Here is a 20124-nt window from a genome sequence, read left to right as displayed (position 1 = left end):
CAATGCGTCCGCAGCTTTCGTTTTACAGGTATTTCGCTTCCATCTCCTCCAGCAGAGTCAGGTAATGCTGCTGAATGCCTGCTGCCGAAGCCTTGACTTCAAAATCATCCGTTTCCCGGTTGATCAGTTCGATCATCTCCGGCTGAAAATGACGCCAGGCAAACTGATAAACCATGTCATCCTCTTTGGAGATGTGACGGTCAAGCAGTTGGGTATAAGCGATGGCATTGCCTATGATATCAAGCCGGGCTTCATCATCGCCTGCCTGAAACGCTTCAATGCCTTCTTCCATCAGTTTCATATGAAGACGTCCCAAATCGTGTTCCACCAGCATGCCGTGCTGTACCAGCTTCACAGCAGCAGAACCCAGATGTGCCACCATGCGGTTAAAGAGAAGATCTTCCTCTTTTCCGTGGTGATGCTTGTCAGCGTATTGGCGAACAAAGTCAATCATCAGGGGGGCATCAGAAACGTCCATTTGCGGATCATTCATGAGACGGTATGCAAACTTGCGCATGACAGTGAGCATGCGGCGAATAAACGTGTGTTCATAAGTCATCAGTTCAATGGCGTTCATAGGGCAGAAGTTCCTCCTTCAGTCTGAATCTGGTGAATCCCCTCCGGTGACACCGAGTAGCTCCAGGAGGGCTGCAGCTGGTTTGAAAATGCCTGAATCCAGGTTTTTCGAAGGTCATCATAATGCAACACGTCATCACCCACAGATTCCCAGAAACAGGCTCATTAGGTACGCCCCTCATTCAGTTTTACCAGAATGGCGTCGGCATCCATGTTATGAACCAGCGCCGCCTCTGCCAGGGTTTCTGACTGAGAGGAAGGGCAGCCGATGCACCCCATGCCAAACTGCATGAGAATGACGGCGGCATTGGGTTGGTGCTTCAAAATTTCTGCAATGGTCATGTCTTTGGTAATGTTCATTGAAATCGCTCCTTTTTAGGTAGTTAATTCGGTTGCTAATTTCAGTTGTTAAATCAGTTGTTAATTTGGCGGGTGGTAGTTTAAAGTGGTTAGCCAATCATGTGAAACAGCACATTGTTTTCCAAATGCACATGCTGGAAAGTGTCTGTTTCCAGCTCCAGCAATTTTTGATACACGAAATGGTAAGTGGAGCAGCCATCTTCGGGTATGGTGAATCCCTGGGTGAGACGGCGAATGGCTTTCAGGTGATCACCCACGGTGTCGTGATCCTCTCGCAGGCTGTCAAGAGCGGTCATGGTTTCTCTGGTGAGTGTGACGGTTTCAGAGGCTTCTTTAATGAGAGGAAAGCTATGGGTCTCTTCTTCAGACAAGTGCTCAATCATGGCAGCTTTCAGAGGTGTAAACGCCTGCTCCACAGCCAGCAGCTCCGGGTGATTGCTTCCGTGAACCGCTACTATTTTAGCCAACAGCTTCTCGATGGTCGGCAGATTTTCGCGCAGCCGCTCGTGATGCCAGTGAACAATGTAATCCATGAGCATGGTGGGGCTCTCATAACGAAACTGCTGAAAGTCTTCTCCTTCGGTGAGAGCACGTTCATAACCAGCATTAAGTTCGGTGAGCACCGGGTGCGTTCTTTGATCCGAAGAAAGGTCAAGGGCAGTGGCCAACGTGCGGTGACCGCCGCAGCAGAAGTCAATCTCATGCTTCGTGAGAATGGGAATCGAGCCTGGAAAACGGCTGACAATGGCACCAAGCGTCTCGTTCAAATGAATGTCGTTGGTGGTAATCATATGAATCACTCCTTAGTATCATACCCCGTCGGTGAAGGAATCCACAGATGCATTGGGGCGATGGTGTGGCATCACCAACAGTAACCCAAGTGTACACTGATAAAAGCAGAAAAACCGTGATTCGAATCACGCGGCTCTAAAAAAGCAAATCACATGATGACATACGGGACTTTCAGCACATCAGAAAGAGAACTGACAAAGGAAGGGCTAAAGCAGCAAAAAGTGGGTATGAATCATTTGAAAAGCGACTGGTGATAAGACACAGAATGGGAGTGACCAACATGGAAGCTTGCCGGGGATGCGGCTGTGAATCCTGCCGCAACAGCTATTGTGCTTCAAAAGTTTCCTTATTTCAGCAACTGGATGAAGCGGGGCTGGAAAAGATTTCCAGCCTGATTGTCAGCCGAAAAATAAAAAAGGGCGAAACCATCTTTCATGAAGGAGACCTGCTTTCAAGTCTCTACATCGTTAATCAGGGAAGTGTCAAAGCCTATACCTATAATCGGGATGGCAAAGAACAGATTCTCTATATTCTGGCGGAAGGGGATTTTTTTGGTGAACTGAGCCTGTTAAAAGAAGAGGCAGTGGAGTATCGGGTAACCGCTCTGGAAGACACCGCCTTTTGTGTGCTGGCCCAGGAAGATTTTCGCCGGGTGCTGGAAGACAGCCCCCAGGTGAGAGATCAGGTACTGGCGCATGCCTTTGACCGGATTAAATCACTGGAAAAGCTGGTGCAGGTGTTAACCAGCAAAGATGTTGACGTGCGCATGGCAGTCTTGCTGATCAATCTGGCAGAAGGTTTTGGAGTGAGAGAGCTGGAAGGAACGGCCATTAATATGCCCCTCTCCCGGGAAGACATGGCTGCCTATCTGGGACTCACCCGTGAAACCGTCAGCCGACGTTTATCGGCACTTCAGGCCGAAGGCATTCTGCTGCTGGAAAGCGGCCGCCGGGTGATCATTCGTGACATGAATCGGTTGAAAGAACTGATTGAGTAAGCTTACTTGAAGAGGAGGATGACCCATGCTGGGATTAACACTGGAGGGCGGCGGCGCCAAAGGCGCTTATCAAATTGGAGCCTGGAAAGCTTTCCGGGAAATGGGCGTCACTTTTCAGGGGATAACAGGTACCTCTGTGGGGGCTCTCAACGGAGGGCTCATGGTTCAGGATGACTTTGAAGCGGCATGGGAGCTGTGGTATCATATGACACCCCAGCAGGTAATGACCCTTGACGATGATATTTACGAAATGCTGTCAGACCGCAAATTGGATCATGCCAACGTGATAATGATCATAGAAGAAATTCGCAACATCATCAAAAATAGCGGAATTGACACATCGCCACTCTATGACATGATCCAGCAACTGCTGAGCGAGGAAGCCATCAGAAGATCGCCGGTGGATTTTGGATTTGTCACCTTCTCCATCACCGATCGAAAACCCCTGGAGCTCTTTAAAGAAGATATTCCAGAAGGGAAAATGGGAGACTATCTCATGGCGTCCTCATACCTTCCTGTTTTCAGGGAACGTCTGCTGGACGGCAAGGTGTTTCTTGACGGTGGTTTTTACAATAATCTTCCTGCCAACATGCTGGTGAAGAAAGGCTACCGGGAAATCTACGCTGTTCGCCTTTATGGTTCAGGGCGAATTATCAGGGTGAATGAGAAAGACGCAACCATTCATTACATTGCACCTGAGCGTGATCTGGGAGGCATGTTGGATTTCAGCACCCGGCGAAGCCGGCGAAACCTGATGTTGGGTTATCTGGACACCTTGCGAGTTCTAAAAAATTATCAGGGCAAACGCTTTTACCTAAAAGCCTTTCCCGATGAAATGACCGCCCTGCAGATGATTCTCCGCTGGCCGGAAGAAGCAAAAAAAGAAGTGTGCACCATACTGGGACTGAAACCTGGCAAGGCATTAAACCGTCTCTTTATTGAGGATGCCATTCCAGCGTTGATGGAACTGGCCGGGCTGACACCTTCCCACACACACCGTGACCTGCTGCTGCGGGTGCTGGAAGCCACGGCAGAAACCTGCCAGGTGGATTATCTGAAAGTTTACGAGTTTGATGAGTGGATGCAAGTGATTGCCAGTTGTCCCTTTCATCAGCAAGAAAAAAGCGAAGCCAACTCGGTGGCTTCATTTCTGAAAATATCAGAAAATCTCTTTAAGCCCGGCAGAGAAAAGAAAAAAGAAGCGCTGCTCCAGTCTTTCATGAAAAATCGTGACTGGTTTCAGCACATGCTTCAAGGCTGATGATCCCACCAGGTCTTGCGAAAACAGGAAAAGTATCTTTCGGAAATATCATTCCACGCGCACACGCTAAAGCAGAGACAGAAAGGGGAATAGCGATGAGTCCGCTGGGAATACTTACTGCGGTGATCACCATCAGCACCATTGTGGTGGGGCTTGTCATTGTACTGGAAAACCGAAACCCCTCCCGCACCATGACCTGGCTGTTGATCCTCATTTTCGTTCCAATTTTCGGCATCTTCCTCTACCTTTACTTGGGTCAGAATCACCGTAAAAAACGCACCTTCATCAAAAAACGAAAACAGGACTACCGGATCATCCGCCGTCTCCTGGATAATCAGATCTTTGTTTCAGACCATAGTGACCTCTTTACCAGGCGTTACAATGATGTTCGTGGAAAAGTGTTGCCCCTTATGGTCAATAACGGTGACGCTCCCCTCACAGCAAACAACCGGAGCCATCTTTTAAAGAGTGGAGAGACAGCCTTTGAAACCATGCTGAAGGCCATTGAATCAGCCAGTCACCACGTTCACATGGAGTATTTCATCATCAAAGACAGTGTTATCGGCCGCCGTTTTCAGCAGGCACTGATCAAAAAAGCCAGGGAGGGCATATCGGTGCGGCTTATCTACGATGCAGTGGGAAGTTGGCGCCTGAGCCGCCGGTTTCTTGATGAGATGCGGGAGGCAGGGGTGGAGGTGAAACCCTTTCTGAAAGTGCTTTACCCGGTGATCCTGGCCCATCGCCTGAACTATCGAAACCATCGAAAGCTGTTGGTGGTGGATGGCCGAATGGGCTTCACCGGTGGATTGAACATTGGTGACGAATACCTGGGAAAATCACCGGAACTGGGTTATTGGCGGGATACCCAGGTTCAAATTGAGGGTGAAGCTGTTTATGCGCTGCAGGTTATCTTTCTGCGGGACTGGTATTTTGTCAGCGGGCAGGAAATAGATGACAAGATCTTTTTTCCGCGAAGGGAGCATTTGGGAGACCAGTTGATTCAAGTGGTTTCCAGTGGCCCTGACTCGCTGTGGGCATCCATTCATCAGGGTTACTTCATGGCCATTACCACGGCTATGCAGCGAGTCTATATTTGCACCCCCTACCTGGTGCCGGATGAGAGCATTCTGGTCGCCCTCAAAACCGCGGCCCTTCGTGGCGTCGATGTTCGAATTCTGCTTCCGGGGCGCCCTGACCACCGAACAGTCTTCTGGGCATCCAAATCACATTTTCAGGAGTTGCTGGAAGCCGGCGTCAGAATCTTTCAATATCAAAAGGGCTTCATGCACAGCAAGGTGGTGCTGGTGGATGACAACTTTACTTCTGTGGGAACCACCAACATGGATATTCGAAGCTTTGATCTGAACTTTGAGGTGAATGCCTTTTACTACGATGAAGCCATCACCCGTCAAATGAGCCATGATTTCTTTGAAGATTTGGCCGACAGCATTGAGGTAAGCCTGGAACACCATCGACAGCGACCTTTTATTCACCGGTTTAAAGAATCGGCCATGCGATTGCTGTCGCCGATTCTGTAAGAAAAACCAGCTGCACAAAACAGAACCACTCCAAAAAAGATCCACACAACCTGTTAATGGACATGAGTCACTGAATCATTCAAAATGGAGGCGTTGATAATGACAACAGGACATGAGGAAAAAAATCAATCAACTCACAAAGGACACGGCCCATGGATGCTGGCACTGGCATTAATGGGGCTGGTATTGATGCTGGCAGTTACTGCCTGTGGCAGGCCTGCTGGTGGGCCCAATGGTGCTGCGGAAAGTCCGGCAGAAGACATACCAACCGAAGAGATGCCGGCGGAAGAACCGGCCCCGGTTGAACCCGTTGCAGAAACACCGGCAGAATTACCGGAAACCATCGAAACGGTGTTTCTCATTGAAGGAATGGAAGAACCGGTGGTGATTCATTTGTTCAGGGAATCAGGCCTCCCCTTCCACACCTATTATACAGAAGACATGGTGGCTGAAACAGCAGACTCAGGTGAAGCCGATGGCGTTCGCTTTATCACCAACTATGGCGGCAACCCAAATCCTGAAGCGTATGTGGCCGTCACCTTCTATCATGCCGATGCAGTGGTGACTTCTGAGGCTTTCTTTGATCTTTTGACGGGAGATAATGGGCTTCTTGTATCCCGGGAAGTGGAATGGGTTGAAAAAAAGCTTCCGGAAGAGCTGATGTATGACTGGACACTGCGGGAATACTTTTTCATGGACGATGCGTATACAGGAGCCATCTATGCAGGGCAGCATGACGGTCGGTTCTTTCACATTGATATTCATTACCCCTGGGAATACGGCGATGGACTTGAAGCCAGAGCTCATGTTATTCTCGAAAATTTCACATGGACAGACACCGGACAGTCGTTGATGCCTTAAGTGGCAGCTGCCGACAGTCGTTTTTGTGAATCCATACAATACGGGAGGGATAAGCCATGTCACAGATTAGAAAAATCAAGCGGAAAAACAGCAAAGCTCAGGGCACGCCGGCAAAAGGAAGACAGGTAATGATCTGGATGGCCGTTATGGCCGTGATCCTGGTGATTGTCGTTGCCATTCTGGGGTTTCGGAATACAGCACAAGCCCCCACTCTTGAAACAGATGGGGCAGGCGGTGTTGTAGAGAATCTGGCACTGTTGGATCACCGGGGAGAAACCCAGCGTGTGGGCGATCTGCTGGCTGCCGGTGACACCGGCACTATTTTCGTTTTCTTTCTGGGCGCCGGCTGATCCATCTGTACGCAGCAGCTGGGTCAGCTGAACGAAGTGATCGAAGAAATTGAAGATTTAGGCTACGCCCTTTACGGCGTCAGTGCCGATACACCAGCCGCGCATGAAGCGCTGACAGAAAAAATCGGACTCAGCTATCCACTGATGTCCGATCCTGAAATCATGTTTTATCGGGAAGCGGGGATCATTCAACCCCAGGCCAGCACAGTACACCGGGGTGTTGTCATCTATTCCCCTGAGGGGGAACGACTCTATCAGCAGGTGACTGATGATCCGGCAACAGTCCTGCTTCAGCACCTTCAGCTGAACCGCTGACATTCCTGGCTTCCGGCCAAATGAGCGGCTTATCTTCGCTGGGCAGCCACTGCTCTGGTAATGCGGTTGAGGCCTTCTTCAAGCAGACTGCGTGGGCAGGCCACATTCATCCGCTGAAAGCCAATGCCTGAATCGCCAAAGATGTAACCTTGATTCAGAGCGACGCCTGCATCCTTTTCAATCAATGCTTCCAAAGCGGTCTGATCAAGGCCGAGAGCCCTGAAATCCATCCAGGCCAGGTAGGTGCCCTCGGGTCTGAACAGACGCACCTCGGGCAGATGTTCCTTCACAAAGTTTTCCAGATAGTCCAGGTTCTCCGTCAGGTAATCCAGCAGGGCATCAAGCCAGGGGGCCCCTGACTCATAGGCGGCAATGGTGGCTGCGCTGCCAAAGGGATTAATGCCAAAGACTCCGTTGCGCTCCAGTGTTTGGGTAAAACGGCGTCTTTTTTTCTCGTCGGTAATAATGATGTTGGAAGCCTGCAAGCCTGCCAGATTAAAGGTCTTGCTGGGAGCTGTGCAGGTAATGGTGTTGTGGGCAATTTCATCGGACAGCATGGCGGTAATCTGGTGCCGGTGGGGCGCAAAAACCAGATCATGGTGAATTTCGTCTGAAATCAGCAGTACATCATGGGCCAGGCACAGTTCTGCCACCCTTGAAATTTCACTGCGGCTCCAGACACGTCCAACAGGATTGTGGGGGCTGCAGAGAATCATGACACTGGTGCGGGGGTTTTTAAGTTTTTCGCCCAAATCCTCAAGATCCATCACATAGCGGCCGTTTTCCTCTTTGAGTGTGTTCAGCAGGGGATGACGGCCATTATTATTGATGGCATTGAAAAACGGGTAATACACCGGCGGCTGGATGACCACAAAATCTCCCGGGTGAGAAAAGGTCTGCAGCAACATGTTGAGAGCGGGCACCACCCCATTGATGAAAACAATCCATTCCGGTGAAATGGTCCATTGATGGCGCTGCTGCATCCAGGTGACCACCGACTTCAGATAAGCATCGGAAATCCCTGTATAGCCATAAATCCCATGAGCGGCCCGCTGCTGCACAGCCGCTGTCACCGCAGGCGGGCAGGCAAAGTCCATATCGGCCACCCACATGGGCAGCAGGTCGTCAGACCCAAACATGGTGCGGTTGAATTCCCATTTGATGGAATGAGTCCCCTTGCGTTGATGAACAGTATTGAAATCAAAAGCTGTCATTTTGTCACTCCTTTATAAAAAGTTTTGATATAAAGCTTTTTTTCTGTCGGGGTTTAAGGTACAATAAATGAGAAAGCGTTCAGAAGATTCGTCGCATTTGTCTTCTTGGAGGTACATCCTTCAGTTGTAAAGGGATCTGGGTTGACCCTTATAGATGATTTTGTTAAAGGAATGCCAAACACAAGACACCATATCCTTCTGAAAGGGTGATGACTGATGTTGGAAAAAGTGATTCAAGTGACAAACGAAACCGGCATCCATGCCAGGCCTGCCGCAATTCTTGTGAAAGTGGCCATGCGGTTCGATTCCGATATATTCGTTTACCGAAGCGGCAACGAATATGATGCCAAGAGCATTATGAATGTCATGAGTATGGGTGTGCGCAAGGGTGAGGAAGTTCATTTAAAGGTGAATGGTCCTGACGAAGCCGAAGCCTTTCGCACCATCACAGCACTTATTGAAAATGATTTTAAAGAGGCCTGATTCCCACAAGGAATCAGGTTTTTTCATGGCTAAAGATCCGTTGAAGCACCACTTTTGGCACTTTTGGCTGCGGTGTGCATCTGATGATAAATATTCCTGCAATGAGTCTCTTTCACCAGCAATGAACCCACCAAACTGAGAACGGCGGATAAGAGGCAGAAAAAGAATGCCCGGCGATACAGGGCGTCTGCCTCCAGCAGATGGCCGTAACGGTCAATGATGCTGCCCAGAATCACCGGCAGAAAGGCAGCCCCTACAAAACCACCCATGTTCACAATGGAAGTGGCGATACCGGCTATGGCTGGATCATTCACTTCCTTGCTGCATGACCAGGAGAGAATCACCGCCGATGAACTGAAGCCCAGCACAAAAAGCAACGGTGGCAGCGCCCATGTCGGCAAGCGGCCGCCATTCCCAAACAGCAGCACTCCCCATGAAACCACGTGAATTAGTGTGAACAAAGCCATGGGGCGTCGCCGACGTTTCATTTGATCAGACAGTTTGCCAATAAAGATACAGCCCAAAGCATGGCCCAAAATGGCAAGCATCAGATGATTGGAAGCTTTGGTGGCTGAAAAGCCGAACACCTCACGCAAATAACTGTTGCCCCAGGCGCCCGTCATGGCTACGTAAGTACCAAACATTCCCATAAACACAAAGAAACCTGGCCAAGTACCCGGGTTTTTCATCGCTGCTGCCAATCCCCTTGAGAGAGTTTCGCGGCTGATGGGGCGGCTGTGGGCTGTAGAAGAGGAGATTCCCACGGATGGCAGGCCCATCTCCTGAGGGGTATTGCGCACCAGCACATAACACAACAGGGCGATGAAGAGGCTTGCAACTCCAATACCTGCAAAAGTGGACCGCCAGGTGAACCAGACCACCATCAGGGCCAGGGGCGTCTGGGCCAGCATGCCGCCCACATTTCCCATAAAAGCTGTCAGGCCTGACATGGTGGCAAACTGGTCTTCAGGAAACCACTGGGAAAGAATTTTCAAAATGGCAATGAGTACAACCGACACACCAATACCCACCAGCAACCGACCGGCAAAAGCCCAGCCAATGCTGGGAGAAAGACCGAAAAGAAGCGAACCGAAGGCAGCCATGAGGGTGCCATAAGTGACGGTTTTCCGGGCACCCAGAGAATCTGCCAATATACCGGAGGGGATCTGCATCAGCGTATAGGCGTAAAAATAGGTGGCGCCCAGATTACTGAAGGTGGTGGCGTTGATTCCAAAGGCAAGGGTGAGGTCGTCCCGTACCACACCCAGTGCCAGCCGGTGAAAAAAAACCACCAGATAAGCCAGAATCAGAACTCCCCATACCACCCAACGATAACCCGATGTTGCGCCCCCCGTGAAGCTGGTTGATTCTGCGGACGATTCTGAATGCTGTACCATGAACACTCCTCCGTTGACCATATGTGATGGGAAAACCTATGTTCATCATAAGATTTCTCCTTTAAGAATGCAACCCTTTTTCCTATTCTGCGTATTAACCTGTAGAATGACAGATAATCACCATAGGATGATCAGGTGCATCAAACAGATCAAACAGATCAAACAGATCGAACTGACCATACGATGAAAAGAGGGTGCATGCCATGAAATCTGCCTCATCCCCCTGGAACGGCATGTTCCAGGAAGTATATGAAACCCTGTGGCCACAGGTTTATCAGTATGCCTACTATCGTTTGCAAAACAAGGAAGAGGCAGAGGAACTGACGCAGGATGTTTTTCAAAAGGTTTTTCAGCAGGTAAAAAAGGGAAATGTGGAAGAGGAGAAGATGCGGGCCTATATATTCACTGCTGCCCGCAACACCATCTACGATACATGGAGACAGCGGGGACGCAGCCCGAAAGTGGTGGAACTCAACCAGGTCAGCGAAAAAAATCTGGCAGTGTCAGAAACCCACATGATTGAAGAAAACCTGGTATTACGGGAAGCCCTTCAGAAACTGCCGGAGTTATACCGCAAAATACTCATTTGGCGCATCGTTGAAGGCAGACCTTTGAAAGAAGTGGCCGATGAACTGTCAAAACCCGTTGGAACCGTGAAAAGCCTCCAGTTTCGAGGGGTACAGAAATTAAAAGAAATTTTGGAGGAAGGAGGCTATTTCAGTGGTTAAAGTAATGAACAGACAAGAACAGGAAGAATATGTGAACGACTTTATCGATTCGCTGATCATGGAATGCAGCCCTGCAGCGCCTTCTTCGATGAATCAGGAAATGGCTGATTTGCTTGAAACAGTGCGCGGCGTCAAAAGACTGCGCAGCGATAAAGAATTACTGGATGAAATGCTGACAAACGGTGACGTCAGCCAGCGCCGCCGCGTGGCTGCCCGCCGCAAACCATGGATGAAGTGGACATCTGCCGCCGCCGCCCTTTTTCTTCTGGTGGGAGTGGTATCTCTGATTCAACGTATGCCGCAACTGACACAAGCGCCTGATTCTGCCCCATTCATGATGCGTTCTGCCCAACCGGCTGATGCTCCAGAGGAGCCTCTTTCCATGGCAGCCGCCGGTGCCGACGAAGCAGAAGAGGACGATCCTGTCGATGGAACAGAGGAAATGATGGGTGCAGCAATTGCGCCGGAAGAATCCGGCCAATTGGAGCCTGAGTCGGCTTCGGTGAGAGAGTCAGACGCTGAACCGGAACCGGGAGCCATGCCGAAGACAACAGCCCTGCAGGATGAACCGGCGGCCATTGTGGAATCTCCTGTTGCAACCGGGGAAAACGGTACATCTGAAGAGACTGAACCATCAGAAGTGGGTATTCGCATGATGCCACCCTCGGAAGATGCGGCAGACCCTGAAGAAGAGCAAGTGACCATGTTTAGCCTGGAGGCACCTCTGGGGCAGCAAGCCACTGCGGTGATGGTACGACAGACCGATGACCTTTACGTGGAACTGCGGCTGCTGGATCTGGCAGTCCCTTATCAGGAGTTCCGGCTGTCCGATAGTGCCAGTCAGCAGTTTCAGGACTTAAAGCCTGAGCAGGGCCAGCTTTTTCTGGTCATTATTGAAGCAGAAGAAGGCGAAATACCTTTGGTAACCATGCTGATGCCAGTGGATTATGCCGTGCTGCAGGCGCGGTACCTTGGCAGAATTGACAACCGGTTTGCTGAGTTTGACATCAACGGCCGTCTCATTGTCATGGCATTGTCTCAAGAAATGCAGCAAGTCTTTGGGGAGTGGGATGAGTCCATGGATGCCGGGGCATCTGAACAGCAGGTGCAACTGGTGATTGAAGCCGTCTCCGACGGTGCTGCCGGTTTGGTGATTGGGGCAGAAAAAATTGGGGAGTGATTATTAGGCTGAGACCGGGTATAATAAGAACAGGAGTCATATGGACCCTGTGATTTGCCGGAAAGGAAGTGCTGCCAATGAACACCACCTTATCGTCGCGTCCGGTGACAACGTTTAAATTGATATTGATCCTGTTACTGGTGGTAACGCTGTTCACCTTCGCGGGCTGCCGTCAGGCCGTTGAACCTGAACCGCCTTTAGTGGAAGAACCTGAACCGCAAGATGAAGAAACAGAAGTTCCCGAAGGCGAAGAAACATCAGAGTCAGAGCTGATCCAGGCTGAAGGACGGTACGTGGGGTTCGCAGATGCCCGATCCCTTGAAATTGAATTGGTGAACAGTGAGCATGACTTTATGGTTTTTCAGCTGTCTCAGACAGTACAGGCACAGTTGGAAAACAATGAACCTGAGCCTGGAACACCCGTTGTTATTGTTTTCACACTTTCTGTTCAGGGTCAGCCTGTTATTGAATCGCTGGAAATCAAATAGTTGTATCACATTGACCTGCATGGCAGCTTTCACATCATGTATTAGCATATGTTAAATCGTCATCCTCCCGCAACCTGTTGTCGGGAGGATTTTTTACAATACCGTCGCCTATATGCTGCAAAAAATTGCAGCACATGAGCTCTGGCGCCAGGAGGGTACTAATGAAAACCAATCCCACAGATGCTTCGATACTGATGCCCTTGTTTCGCCATTTGATTGCAGAAGGAGCCACACCGCTGCTGGTGGGCGGGTGTGTGCGTGACCAGTTGCTTCATCGTCAGGTGAAAGACCTTGATGTGGTGATTTTTGGGTTGAATCATGCCCGGCTGCGTGAGGCGCTGGATCCCTTCGGTCAGGTACTCTTCTATGGAAAAAGCTTCCCCATTTACCAGATCAGAGGACTGGCGGTGGAGTTCTCACTGCCACGCACCAACAGTGACGTCGAAACAGCCATGCCGCTGGAAGAGGCTGTTGCCATTGATGCCCGCCATCGTGACTTCACTGTCAACGCCCTCTACCGTCATCCCCTCACCCAACAACTCATGGACCCCCTCTCCGGTTTGGCAGACCTGCAGGCGCGACGGTTACGCATGACCGCGTCCGGCTGTCTGCAAGAAGACCCCCTGCGGGTTTACCGGGCGTACCAGTTGATTTCCAGACTGGGACTCACCATCGAACCTGAAACACTGGCAGCCATGAAATCAACCACTACCAGCCATCTGCCACTGGAGCGAATCATGGAGGAGCTGGATAAATGGTTACTGGCAGAAGACCCGCTGAAAGGCTGGGAAGCCATGCTGGCTACTCATCGACTACCCGTGCCACAGGCCCCAACATCTTTTGAACCGCTTTTTCCGGTGACGGGATGGCGCCATCAAATTCCGGCGGTGCTTGCTGCTGCCCTGCCCCTGCGGCATACCGTTTCCGACAGCCGATTGTTGATGTGGGCTGTGCTCATGGCCCCCATGCTGGCAGCAGAGCGCCTGCCGACCGCTGAGGCAGTTAAAAGAAGGGATACATTGGTTCAATGGTTTCAAAACCTCAGTCGGCATCATGGGCGAACAAACCAGTTGAATGGTCTCTTTCAAGCCTTGAATGATTTTCTCCTTTTATCCCATCAACAGCCGGGTGTGATGCGACTGTGCCTCTTAACTGAGCCCTCCCTGCTGGAAGCCCTGCTTCATGCCCTTCAACCTCTCTGGCATAACAAACATCACCGGTGGGAAATGATGGCTGCCCTCCGACGTTTCCAAAAATGGCGGCCGGAGGCACTCCCCAAGCCCTGCATATCTGGCAATGATTTGAAAGAACTGGATTACCCTGCCGACAGCACCATGGGTACCTGGCTGGCGGTTGCTTATCAAATGCAGCTGGAAGGCGTGGAAAAAGAAGCAATCCTTCATTTTTTTAATTGCTGGAAAAAATCACAAAATGAGTTACAATAGAAGGATACAAGTATGGTATGATAGATCAAACATTTAGGGTAAACGCAAAGCCTTGTGGAGCGGGGGTGTTAAATATGGCCCGGTCAGGAAAAATTTTCATCGTGGAAGACAGTCCCCTGGACGTGCAGATCACAAAAGACGCACTGCTTCAGCGGGGCTATCGTGTCGTGGGAGTGGCTCACTCTGTGGAAGAAGCCATGCCGATGATCATGAAACGAAAACCGGATCTGGTGTTGATGGACATCACGTTAAAAGGTGAAAAGGACGGGATCTGGGCAGCCGGCCAGGTGCAGAACACCCTTGAAATACCGGTGCTGTTTGTATCGGGGCTGCTGAATGAAGATATGATGGCACGTGTTCTGGCGGCAGAGCCCAGTGGCTTTCTGGTGAAACCCTTCAATGAAAAAGAGTTATACATCAACATAGAGCTGGCCCTGTACAAGTCTGAGATGAAACGACAGTTGAGAAAAACTGAAAAACGATTCCGCTCCATGATCCAGGTAATGCCTGACATCCTGATTTTTTTAAATCACGAGGGGGTGCATCTGGAGATGTTCACCTCTGACACATCCCTCCTCATTAAAGATGCTGAATGGCAGAAAGGCCGCCGGTTACATGATGTTTTTCAGGAGGCCCTGGCAGAGACGATTCTGACAGCCATTCACACAGCATTGGAAACTGATGAAATGCAAACCATCGAATACAGGCTTCTCCTCAATGAGAAAGATGTGTATTTCGAGATGCGCATCATAGCCAGCAATGAAAATGAAGTAATGGCCATTGTCCGGGACATCACCCAGCGAAAGCGGACAGAAGAAGAACTCGTCTTTCTTCGTTTTCGAGACCGGCTCACCGGGCTTTATAACCGGGATTTTTTTGAAGAAGAAATTGACAGGCTGGATACCGAACGCCAATATCCCCTGAGCCTGATCTTGTGCGATATCGACGGTCTGAAACTGGTGAATGATGTGCTGGGACACCTGGAAGGCGATAAAGTGGCCGTCAGAATTGCCGATATTTTGAAGGACAGCTGTCGGGAAGAAGATATTATTTGCCGCACCGGCGGTGATGAGTTTACGGTGCTGCTGCCTCAAACTACCGAAGCAGATGCCCGGAAAATCATGCGTCGCATCAAACGTAAATGTGAGGAAGGGATGAAAAAAGGGTGCCTCACCAGCCTTTCCCTGGGAGCCAGCTGTAAAACCTCTCCCGGAAAGAAACGGTCTCAGCTGGTGAAGGAAGCGGATGATGCCATGTACCTGAATAAAATGACCAACCGGGAACAGCGCCTCAATGAGTTGCTGGAAATGATGCGAACGCATCCCCGCTACAATATGGAAGCAGATGAAACATACTGGAACCGAATCAACCGCTACAGAGACGGTGTCAGCAAATAGACATGGTGATTCATCAGACTCCTGACTGCTTCATTCTCAGCATCTTCAAAGACCCTCTCACCGGGGTCTTTTTGTTTGGGACTGATCACGCATTTCACAGGGGGGATGTGCTATACTGTAGTATGGAAAGAATCGCCATTGATGCTGATTGGACAGCAACGTGGATGGCAAAAAAGTGATAAGGAGAGTTGTATATGAGTGAATCATCATGGCAGCAGACTTTTCAAAGACTGCGCAGCCAGTTTATAGAGGCCCAATACCCTCACCTGAATGAAGCCCAGCGAGAGGCGGTGATCCACGTCAAGGGCCCGTCGCTGGTGCTGGCCGGTGCCGGTTCCGGGAAAACCACCATGCTGGTGAACCGCATTGGCCATCTGATCCGCTTTGGCCCGGTCTATGAAAACGAGACATTGCCGGTAAATGTGACAGAAAATAACGTGAAGGAACTGGAGCAGTGGATGACGGCCAATGCCGAAGACCTGGGGGCTCCCCTGCCGCTGCCCCTCTCCCGCCTGCTTGAAAACGAAGGTGTGGACCCTTATCGAATCCTGGCCATCACCTTTACCAATAAAGCCGCCCGGGAAATGAAAGAGCGGGTGCAAAAACGGTTGCAGGGAAGATATGACGCCATGTGGCTCAGCACCTTTCATGCCGCCTGCGCCCGTATGCTGCGCCGGGATATCGAGCGCCTGGGCTACGGGCGTAATTTTGTCATTTACGATACTCAAGACCAGCGAATTCTTATGAAAGAATGCCTGAAAGACCTGAACGTGAATGAAAAGCAATTTGCCCCCGGGATGGTCAGCGGCTGGATCAGCAAACAAAAAGACCAGATGCTGACGCCGGAGGACTGCCTGAAGGCGGCAGGCAGCGACTACTGGAATCGCCAGATGGCACTACTGTATCAACACTACGAGAAAAAGCTGAAAAGCAATAATGCCCTGGATTTTGATGACCTGATTCTCAAAACCCTCGCTCTTTTCAAAGAAGCGCCAGAGGTGCTGGCCTATTATCAGAACCGGTTTCAGTATGTTCTGGTGGATGAGTTTCAGGATACCAACCGACCCCAGTACCTGTGGGTGAAAGCCCTTGCAGGTGCCCACGGCAATCTGTGTGTGGTGGGAGACGACGACCAGTCCATTTATGGCTGGCGCGGTGCCGACATCGGCAATATTCTGGGATTCGAAAAGGATTTCTCCAACACCCGCACGGTGAAGCTGGAACAAAATTACCGCTCCACTGCCACCATTTTGGAGGCGGCAAATACCGTGGTGGGCAACAATAAAATGCGGAAAGACAAAAAGCTGTTCACTGAGGGAGAAACGGGAGAATTGCTGATTTACCGCAGGTGTGGCAACGAATACGAAGAAGCTGCCTATCTTGCCGGTACCATCAGAAAATTACTGGACGAGGGCCACGCCAGCAGTGAAGTGGCGGTGCTGTACCGTACCCATGCCCAGTCCCGCGTACTGGAAGAAGCTCTCCTGAAGCAGCAGATTCCCTACCGCATTTATGGCGGCACCCGGTTCTATGACCGCAAAGAGATTCGCGATATTCTGGCATATCTAAAGGTAATCGAAAACCCCAGTGATGAAATCAACCTGAAGCGCATTGTCAACGTTCCCCGTCGGGGAATTGGCGACAAAACAGTGGAAGCCATGGAAACCGTTGCGGCTGCCAATGAAGTGGCTGTCTTCGATGTTCTTAAAGATCCCCGCCTGTTGCTGGAGGCTGGTGGGCGTGCAGTGAAAAAACTGACAGAGTTCACAGGTTTGCTTCAGGGATGGATTGATCTGAAAAACAGTATCACTGTGACTCAGCTGACCCAGCTGATTTATGATGAAACCGGCCTGGTGGAACAATTAAAACGGGAAAACTCAGTGGAATCAATGGGGCGGGTGGAGAACCTGCTGGAGTTTCTGTCGCTCACCAAAGAATTTGACGAAACCTCAGATGAAAAAACCCTGGAAGCATTTCTGGCAGGCACCTCGCTGGAAGCGGCTGTTGACGGCCTTGATGAAAGTGACACCGGCGTCCTTTTGATGACCCTGCACAGCGCCAAGGGATTGGAGTTTCCCATTGTGTTCATGCCGGGGATGGAAGAAAACATTTTTCCCTCGTCCATGTCCCTGAATGAAGGGAATGAAGAAGAGGAGCGCCGCCTCTGTTACGTGGGAATCACCCGTGCAGAAACAAAACTGTACCTCACCAATGCCCGGCAGCGCACCATTTTTGGACGCCTCAGCACCAATCCCCCCTCCCGGTTTCTGGAAGAAATTCCTGAAACCTGTCTCCATCTGGAGCAGGAGGAAAGTCTGGGGAGCAGTTCTGCACCTGCCCGAAAAGAGCGTTGGGATCGTAACCGCCGACCCGGGCCCCGAATGGGAACCGCCGGTGGTTTTGGAGGAAGCTCGCTGACGGCACCCCCGCCCGCCATACCGGCTGTTTCTGCCGGAGGAGCCGCGTCATCTGGCGGTGACGGTCATCTGCAGGCAGGTGCACAGGTACGGCATCCCGCCTTTGGCAAGGGAACTGTGGTGGCTAAAGAGGGTGAAGTGGTCACCATCGCCTTTCCCGATCAGGGAATCAAAAAAATCACGCTGGGCTATGTGAGTCTGACCATCGAAGGATAAATCATGAACGATCAGTCGAAGCCAGATGCCGATTGACGAGAACGCGAAGACAGGAGTGTGAGACTGTTGGCAGATCAGCAGACCTTGCAAAAGATGCGCCAGCTGGTGGATCAGCTGAACGAGTACAATTACCATTACTATGCCCTGGATAATCCCCAGGTGCCTGACGGCGAGTATGACAGGCTTTATGACGAACTGACAGCTCTTGAAGCTGCCACCGGCACCTGGCTGCCCGACAGCCCCACCCGCCGGGTGGGCACTGAGCCGGTGAGTGCCTTTGAATCCCACCAACACCTGGCGCCGCTGTGGAGTCTGGATAAAGTAAAAACAGAAGAAGAACTCATTAACTGGGAAACCCGCCTGCACCGTCAGCTGGGAGACCTGGCCAATGATTCGCTGGAGTACATGCTGGAGTACAAATATGACGGCCTCACCATCAACCTCACCTACGAGAACGGCCTGTTAGTGCAGGCGGCCACCCGGGGCAATGGCGAAACCGGCGAGGCGATTCTGGCCCAGGTGAAAACCATTGGTGCTGTTCCCCTGTCAATTCCTTACCAGGGTACCCTGGAAGTGCAGGGAGAAGGTGTGATGCGTCTTTCCATTTTTGAAGCCTATAACAAAACAGCTCAAGAGCCTCTGAAAAACCCCCGCAACGGCGCAGCAGGGGCACTTCGAAATCTAAATCCCCAAGTCACCGCTTCAAGACGGCTGGACCTGTTTTGCTACCAGGTGGGATATTGCAGTGACCGGGAATTTGAATCCCACGAAGCCATGCTGGCCTTTCTACGGGAAAACCGCTTTCCGGTGAGTCCGCATCTGAGAAAAGCCGCGGGAATTGAAGCAGTGGCCCGGGAAATCCGCCAGATGGAAGCAGGCATCCCGCAACTGGATGTACTGGTGGACGGGGTGGTGGTGAAACTGAACCGATATGATTTGCGTCAGGAGGCCGGTTTTACAATGAAGTTTCCCCGGTGGGCGGTGGCATTTAAGTTCGAAGCCATGGAAGTCACCACCCGGTTGGAAGACGTGGTGTGGCAAGTGGGCCGAACCGGAAAACTCACACCTGCAGCAGAACTGACACCGGTGGAAGTGGGCGGGGTGACGGTACGCCGGGCCACCCTGAACAATTTCGACGACATTCAGCGCAAAGGCCTGCAAAAAGACTGTCTGGTATGGTTGCGCCGCTCCAATGACGTGATTCCTGAAATCATGGGGGTGGCTGATGAACCGGATGCCGCCTGCAGCCCCATCGAAAAACCGCATCATTGCCCTGCCTGTGGCAGCGAAGTGGTTGAAAAAGGGGCCCACCTGTTTTGTCCCAACACCCTGGCCTGCAAACCCCAGCTGGTGGCAGGCCTGGCCCATTACGCCGGGCGGGACGCCATGGACATCGACGGGTTCAGCGAAAAAACGGCAGCCCTGCTTTTCGATGCCCTGGATTTGCGCAGCATCCACCAGTTATACCGGCTGAAACTGGAAGCATTATTGCCGCTGGAGGGCTTCCAGCAAAAGAAGGCAGAAAACCTGATGCAGGCCATTGAGGCCAGCAAGCACCGTTCTTTGTCACGGTTTTTGTATGCGCTGGGAATCCCCAATGTGGGCAAGCGTACCGCCGGTGATCTGGCAGATCATTACGGCAGCCTTGAAAGGGTCATGGCGGCCACCACAGAAGAACTGGTGGCATTGCCGGAGATTGGCGCCATTGTGGCAGAGAGCATCACCACCTTTTTTGGTGAAGAAAGGGTGCGAGAAGCCATTGACGCGTTGCTACAGTCAGGAGTAACCCCGGAATCGGCGGAAGAATCACCGCCTCATGAAGCCACCGCCTTCACCGGTAAAACCGTGGTGGTCACCGGCAAGCTCAGCACCTTTACCCGCCAGGAAATCAAAGAAACCCTTGCCGCCCTCGGGGCCCGGGTGACCGACAGTGTCAGTGTGAAAACCGACATCCTGCTATATGGCGAAGATGCCGGCAGCAAGTTGACCAAAGCCCAAAAACTCATTGAAAGCGGCAAAAGGTCAGACCTGTTACTCATGGATGAAGCCGCCTTCAGGCGCCTGCTTTCTGAGTAAGCGGTCAGCAACAGCACCCGACACCACTTAACA

19 protein-coding genes are annotated in these 20124 nt (G+C 51.2%); 14 read left to right on the top strand and 5 right to left on the bottom strand.

The features are described 5' to 3' along the window. Positions 1-22: 22 nt before the first annotated feature. From QOL74_RS12620 to ric, 3 genes are all read right to left on the bottom strand, one after another. Positions 23-577 (bottom strand): hemerythrin domain-containing protein, encoded by a 555-nt coding sequence (locus tag QOL74_RS12620; protein WP_283409848.1) that lies wholly within the window; start codon positions 575-577, stop codon positions 23-25. A 164-nt stretch (positions 578-741) separates the two neighbouring features. Continuing rightward, positions 742-936, bottom strand: a complete 195-nt coding sequence (locus tag QOL74_RS12615) for a DUF1858 domain-containing protein (protein ID WP_283409847.1) — start codon at positions 934-936, stop codon at positions 742-744. 89 nt (positions 937-1025) lie between these two features. Further along, positions 1026-1727 (bottom strand): iron-sulfur cluster repair di-iron protein, encoded by a 702-nt coding sequence (ric, locus tag QOL74_RS12610; RefSeq protein ID WP_283409846.1) that lies wholly within the window; start codon positions 1725-1727, stop codon positions 1026-1028. Positions 1728-2008: 281 nt separating this feature from the next. Here ric and QOL74_RS12605 point away from each other — a divergent pair, with 281 nt between their 5' ends. The 6 genes from QOL74_RS12605 (at position 2009) to QOL74_RS12580 (ending at position 7050) form a co-directional block, all read left to right on the top strand. Further along, on the top strand, positions 2009-2725 hold the full coding sequence (locus QOL74_RS12605) for a Crp/Fnr family transcriptional regulator (RefSeq protein WP_283409845.1): 717 nt from the start codon (positions 2009-2011) through the stop codon (positions 2723-2725). A 25-nt stretch (positions 2726-2750) separates the two neighbouring features. Continuing rightward, positions 2751-3986 carry a patatin-like phospholipase family protein gene (locus QOL74_RS12600; protein WP_283409844.1) on the top strand — a complete coding sequence of 412 codons (1236 nt, stop codon included), beginning with the start codon at positions 2751-2753 and terminating at the stop codon, positions 3984-3986. A gap of 95 nt (positions 3987-4081) precedes the next feature. Then, entirely contained in the window at positions 4082-5524 is a 1443-nt protein-coding gene (gene cls / locus QOL74_RS12595) for a cardiolipin synthase (RefSeq protein ID WP_283409843.1), read from the top strand. 99 nt (positions 5525-5623) lie between these two features. Next, entirely contained in the window at positions 5624-6385 is a 762-nt protein-coding gene (locus tag QOL74_RS12590) for a hypothetical protein (protein ID WP_283409842.1), read from the top strand. Between the two features lie 56 nt (positions 6386-6441). Continuing rightward, positions 6442-6735 (top strand): hypothetical protein, encoded by a 294-nt coding sequence (locus QOL74_RS12585; protein ID WP_283409841.1) that lies wholly within the window; start codon positions 6442-6444, stop codon positions 6733-6735. A gap of 3 nt (positions 6736-6738) precedes the next feature. Continuing rightward, entirely contained in the window at positions 6739-7050 is a 312-nt protein-coding gene (locus QOL74_RS12580) for a redoxin domain-containing protein (protein ID WP_346771749.1), read from the top strand. 29 nt (positions 7051-7079) lie between these two features. On the opposite strand, the gene QOL74_RS12575 is transcribed toward QOL74_RS12580, so the two are convergent. Beyond that, positions 7080-8264: a MalY/PatB family protein gene (locus tag QOL74_RS12575; RefSeq protein ID WP_283409840.1), complete on the bottom strand. Its 1185-nt coding sequence runs from the start codon at positions 8262-8264 to the stop codon at positions 7080-7082. 216 nt (positions 8265-8480) lie between these two features. On the opposite strand from QOL74_RS12575, the gene QOL74_RS12570 reads away from it, so the two are divergent. Then, on the top strand, positions 8481-8747 hold the full coding sequence (locus QOL74_RS12570) for an HPr family phosphocarrier protein (protein WP_283409839.1): 267 nt from the start codon (positions 8481-8483) through the stop codon (positions 8745-8747). 29 nt (positions 8748-8776) lie between these two features. Here the strand turns inward: QOL74_RS12570 and QOL74_RS12565 are convergent, their stop codons facing one another. Beyond that, positions 8777-10144, bottom strand: coding sequence for an MFS transporter (locus tag QOL74_RS12565; RefSeq protein ID WP_283409838.1), 1368 nt, complete (start codon positions 10142-10144; stop codon positions 8777-8779). A 203-nt stretch (positions 10145-10347) separates the two neighbouring features. Here QOL74_RS12565 and QOL74_RS12560 point away from each other — a divergent pair, with 203 nt between their 5' ends. From QOL74_RS12560 to ligA, 7 genes are all read left to right on the top strand, one after another. Then, entirely contained in the window at positions 10348-10872 is a 525-nt protein-coding gene (locus QOL74_RS12560; protein WP_283409837.1) for an RNA polymerase sigma factor, read from the top strand. Beyond that, a complete protein-coding gene (locus QOL74_RS12555; RefSeq protein ID WP_283409836.1) occupies positions 10865-12052 on the top strand; it encodes a hypothetical protein in 1188 nt (395 codons plus the stop codon). The genes QOL74_RS12560 and QOL74_RS12555 overlap by 8 nt, the downstream gene beginning before the upstream one ends. A gap of 77 nt (positions 12053-12129) precedes the next feature. Next, positions 12130-12540: a hypothetical protein gene (locus QOL74_RS12550; RefSeq protein WP_283409835.1), complete on the top strand. Its 411-nt coding sequence runs from the start codon at positions 12130-12132 to the stop codon at positions 12538-12540. Positions 12541-12701: 161 nt separating this feature from the next. Then, on the top strand, positions 12702-13985 hold the full coding sequence (locus QOL74_RS12545; RefSeq protein ID WP_283409834.1) for a tRNA nucleotidyltransferase/poly(A) polymerase-related protein: 1284 nt from the start codon (positions 12702-12704) through the stop codon (positions 13983-13985). A 74-nt stretch (positions 13986-14059) separates the two neighbouring features. Beyond that, entirely contained in the window at positions 14060-15382 is a 1323-nt protein-coding gene (locus QOL74_RS12540; RefSeq protein WP_283409833.1) for a GGDEF domain-containing response regulator, read from the top strand. Positions 15383-15576: 194 nt separating this feature from the next. Further along, on the top strand, positions 15577-18015 hold the full coding sequence (locus QOL74_RS12535) for an ATP-dependent helicase (protein ID WP_283409832.1): 2439 nt from the start codon (positions 15577-15579) through the stop codon (positions 18013-18015). Between the two features lie 66 nt (positions 18016-18081). After that, positions 18082-20091 (top strand): NAD-dependent DNA ligase LigA, encoded by a 2010-nt coding sequence (ligA, locus tag QOL74_RS12530; protein WP_283409831.1) that lies wholly within the window; start codon positions 18082-18084, stop codon positions 20089-20091. Positions 20092-20124 lie beyond the last annotated feature (33 nt).

This window comes from Anoxynatronum buryatiense (genome assembly GCF_900182905.1).
GTDB classification, from domain to species: domain Bacteria; phylum Bacillota; class Clostridia; order Peptostreptococcales; family Tindalliaceae; genus Anoxynatronum; species Anoxynatronum buryatiense.
Note: the sequence above shows the minus strand (reverse complement) of the source record. Positions and strands in the feature narration are given on the sequence as shown.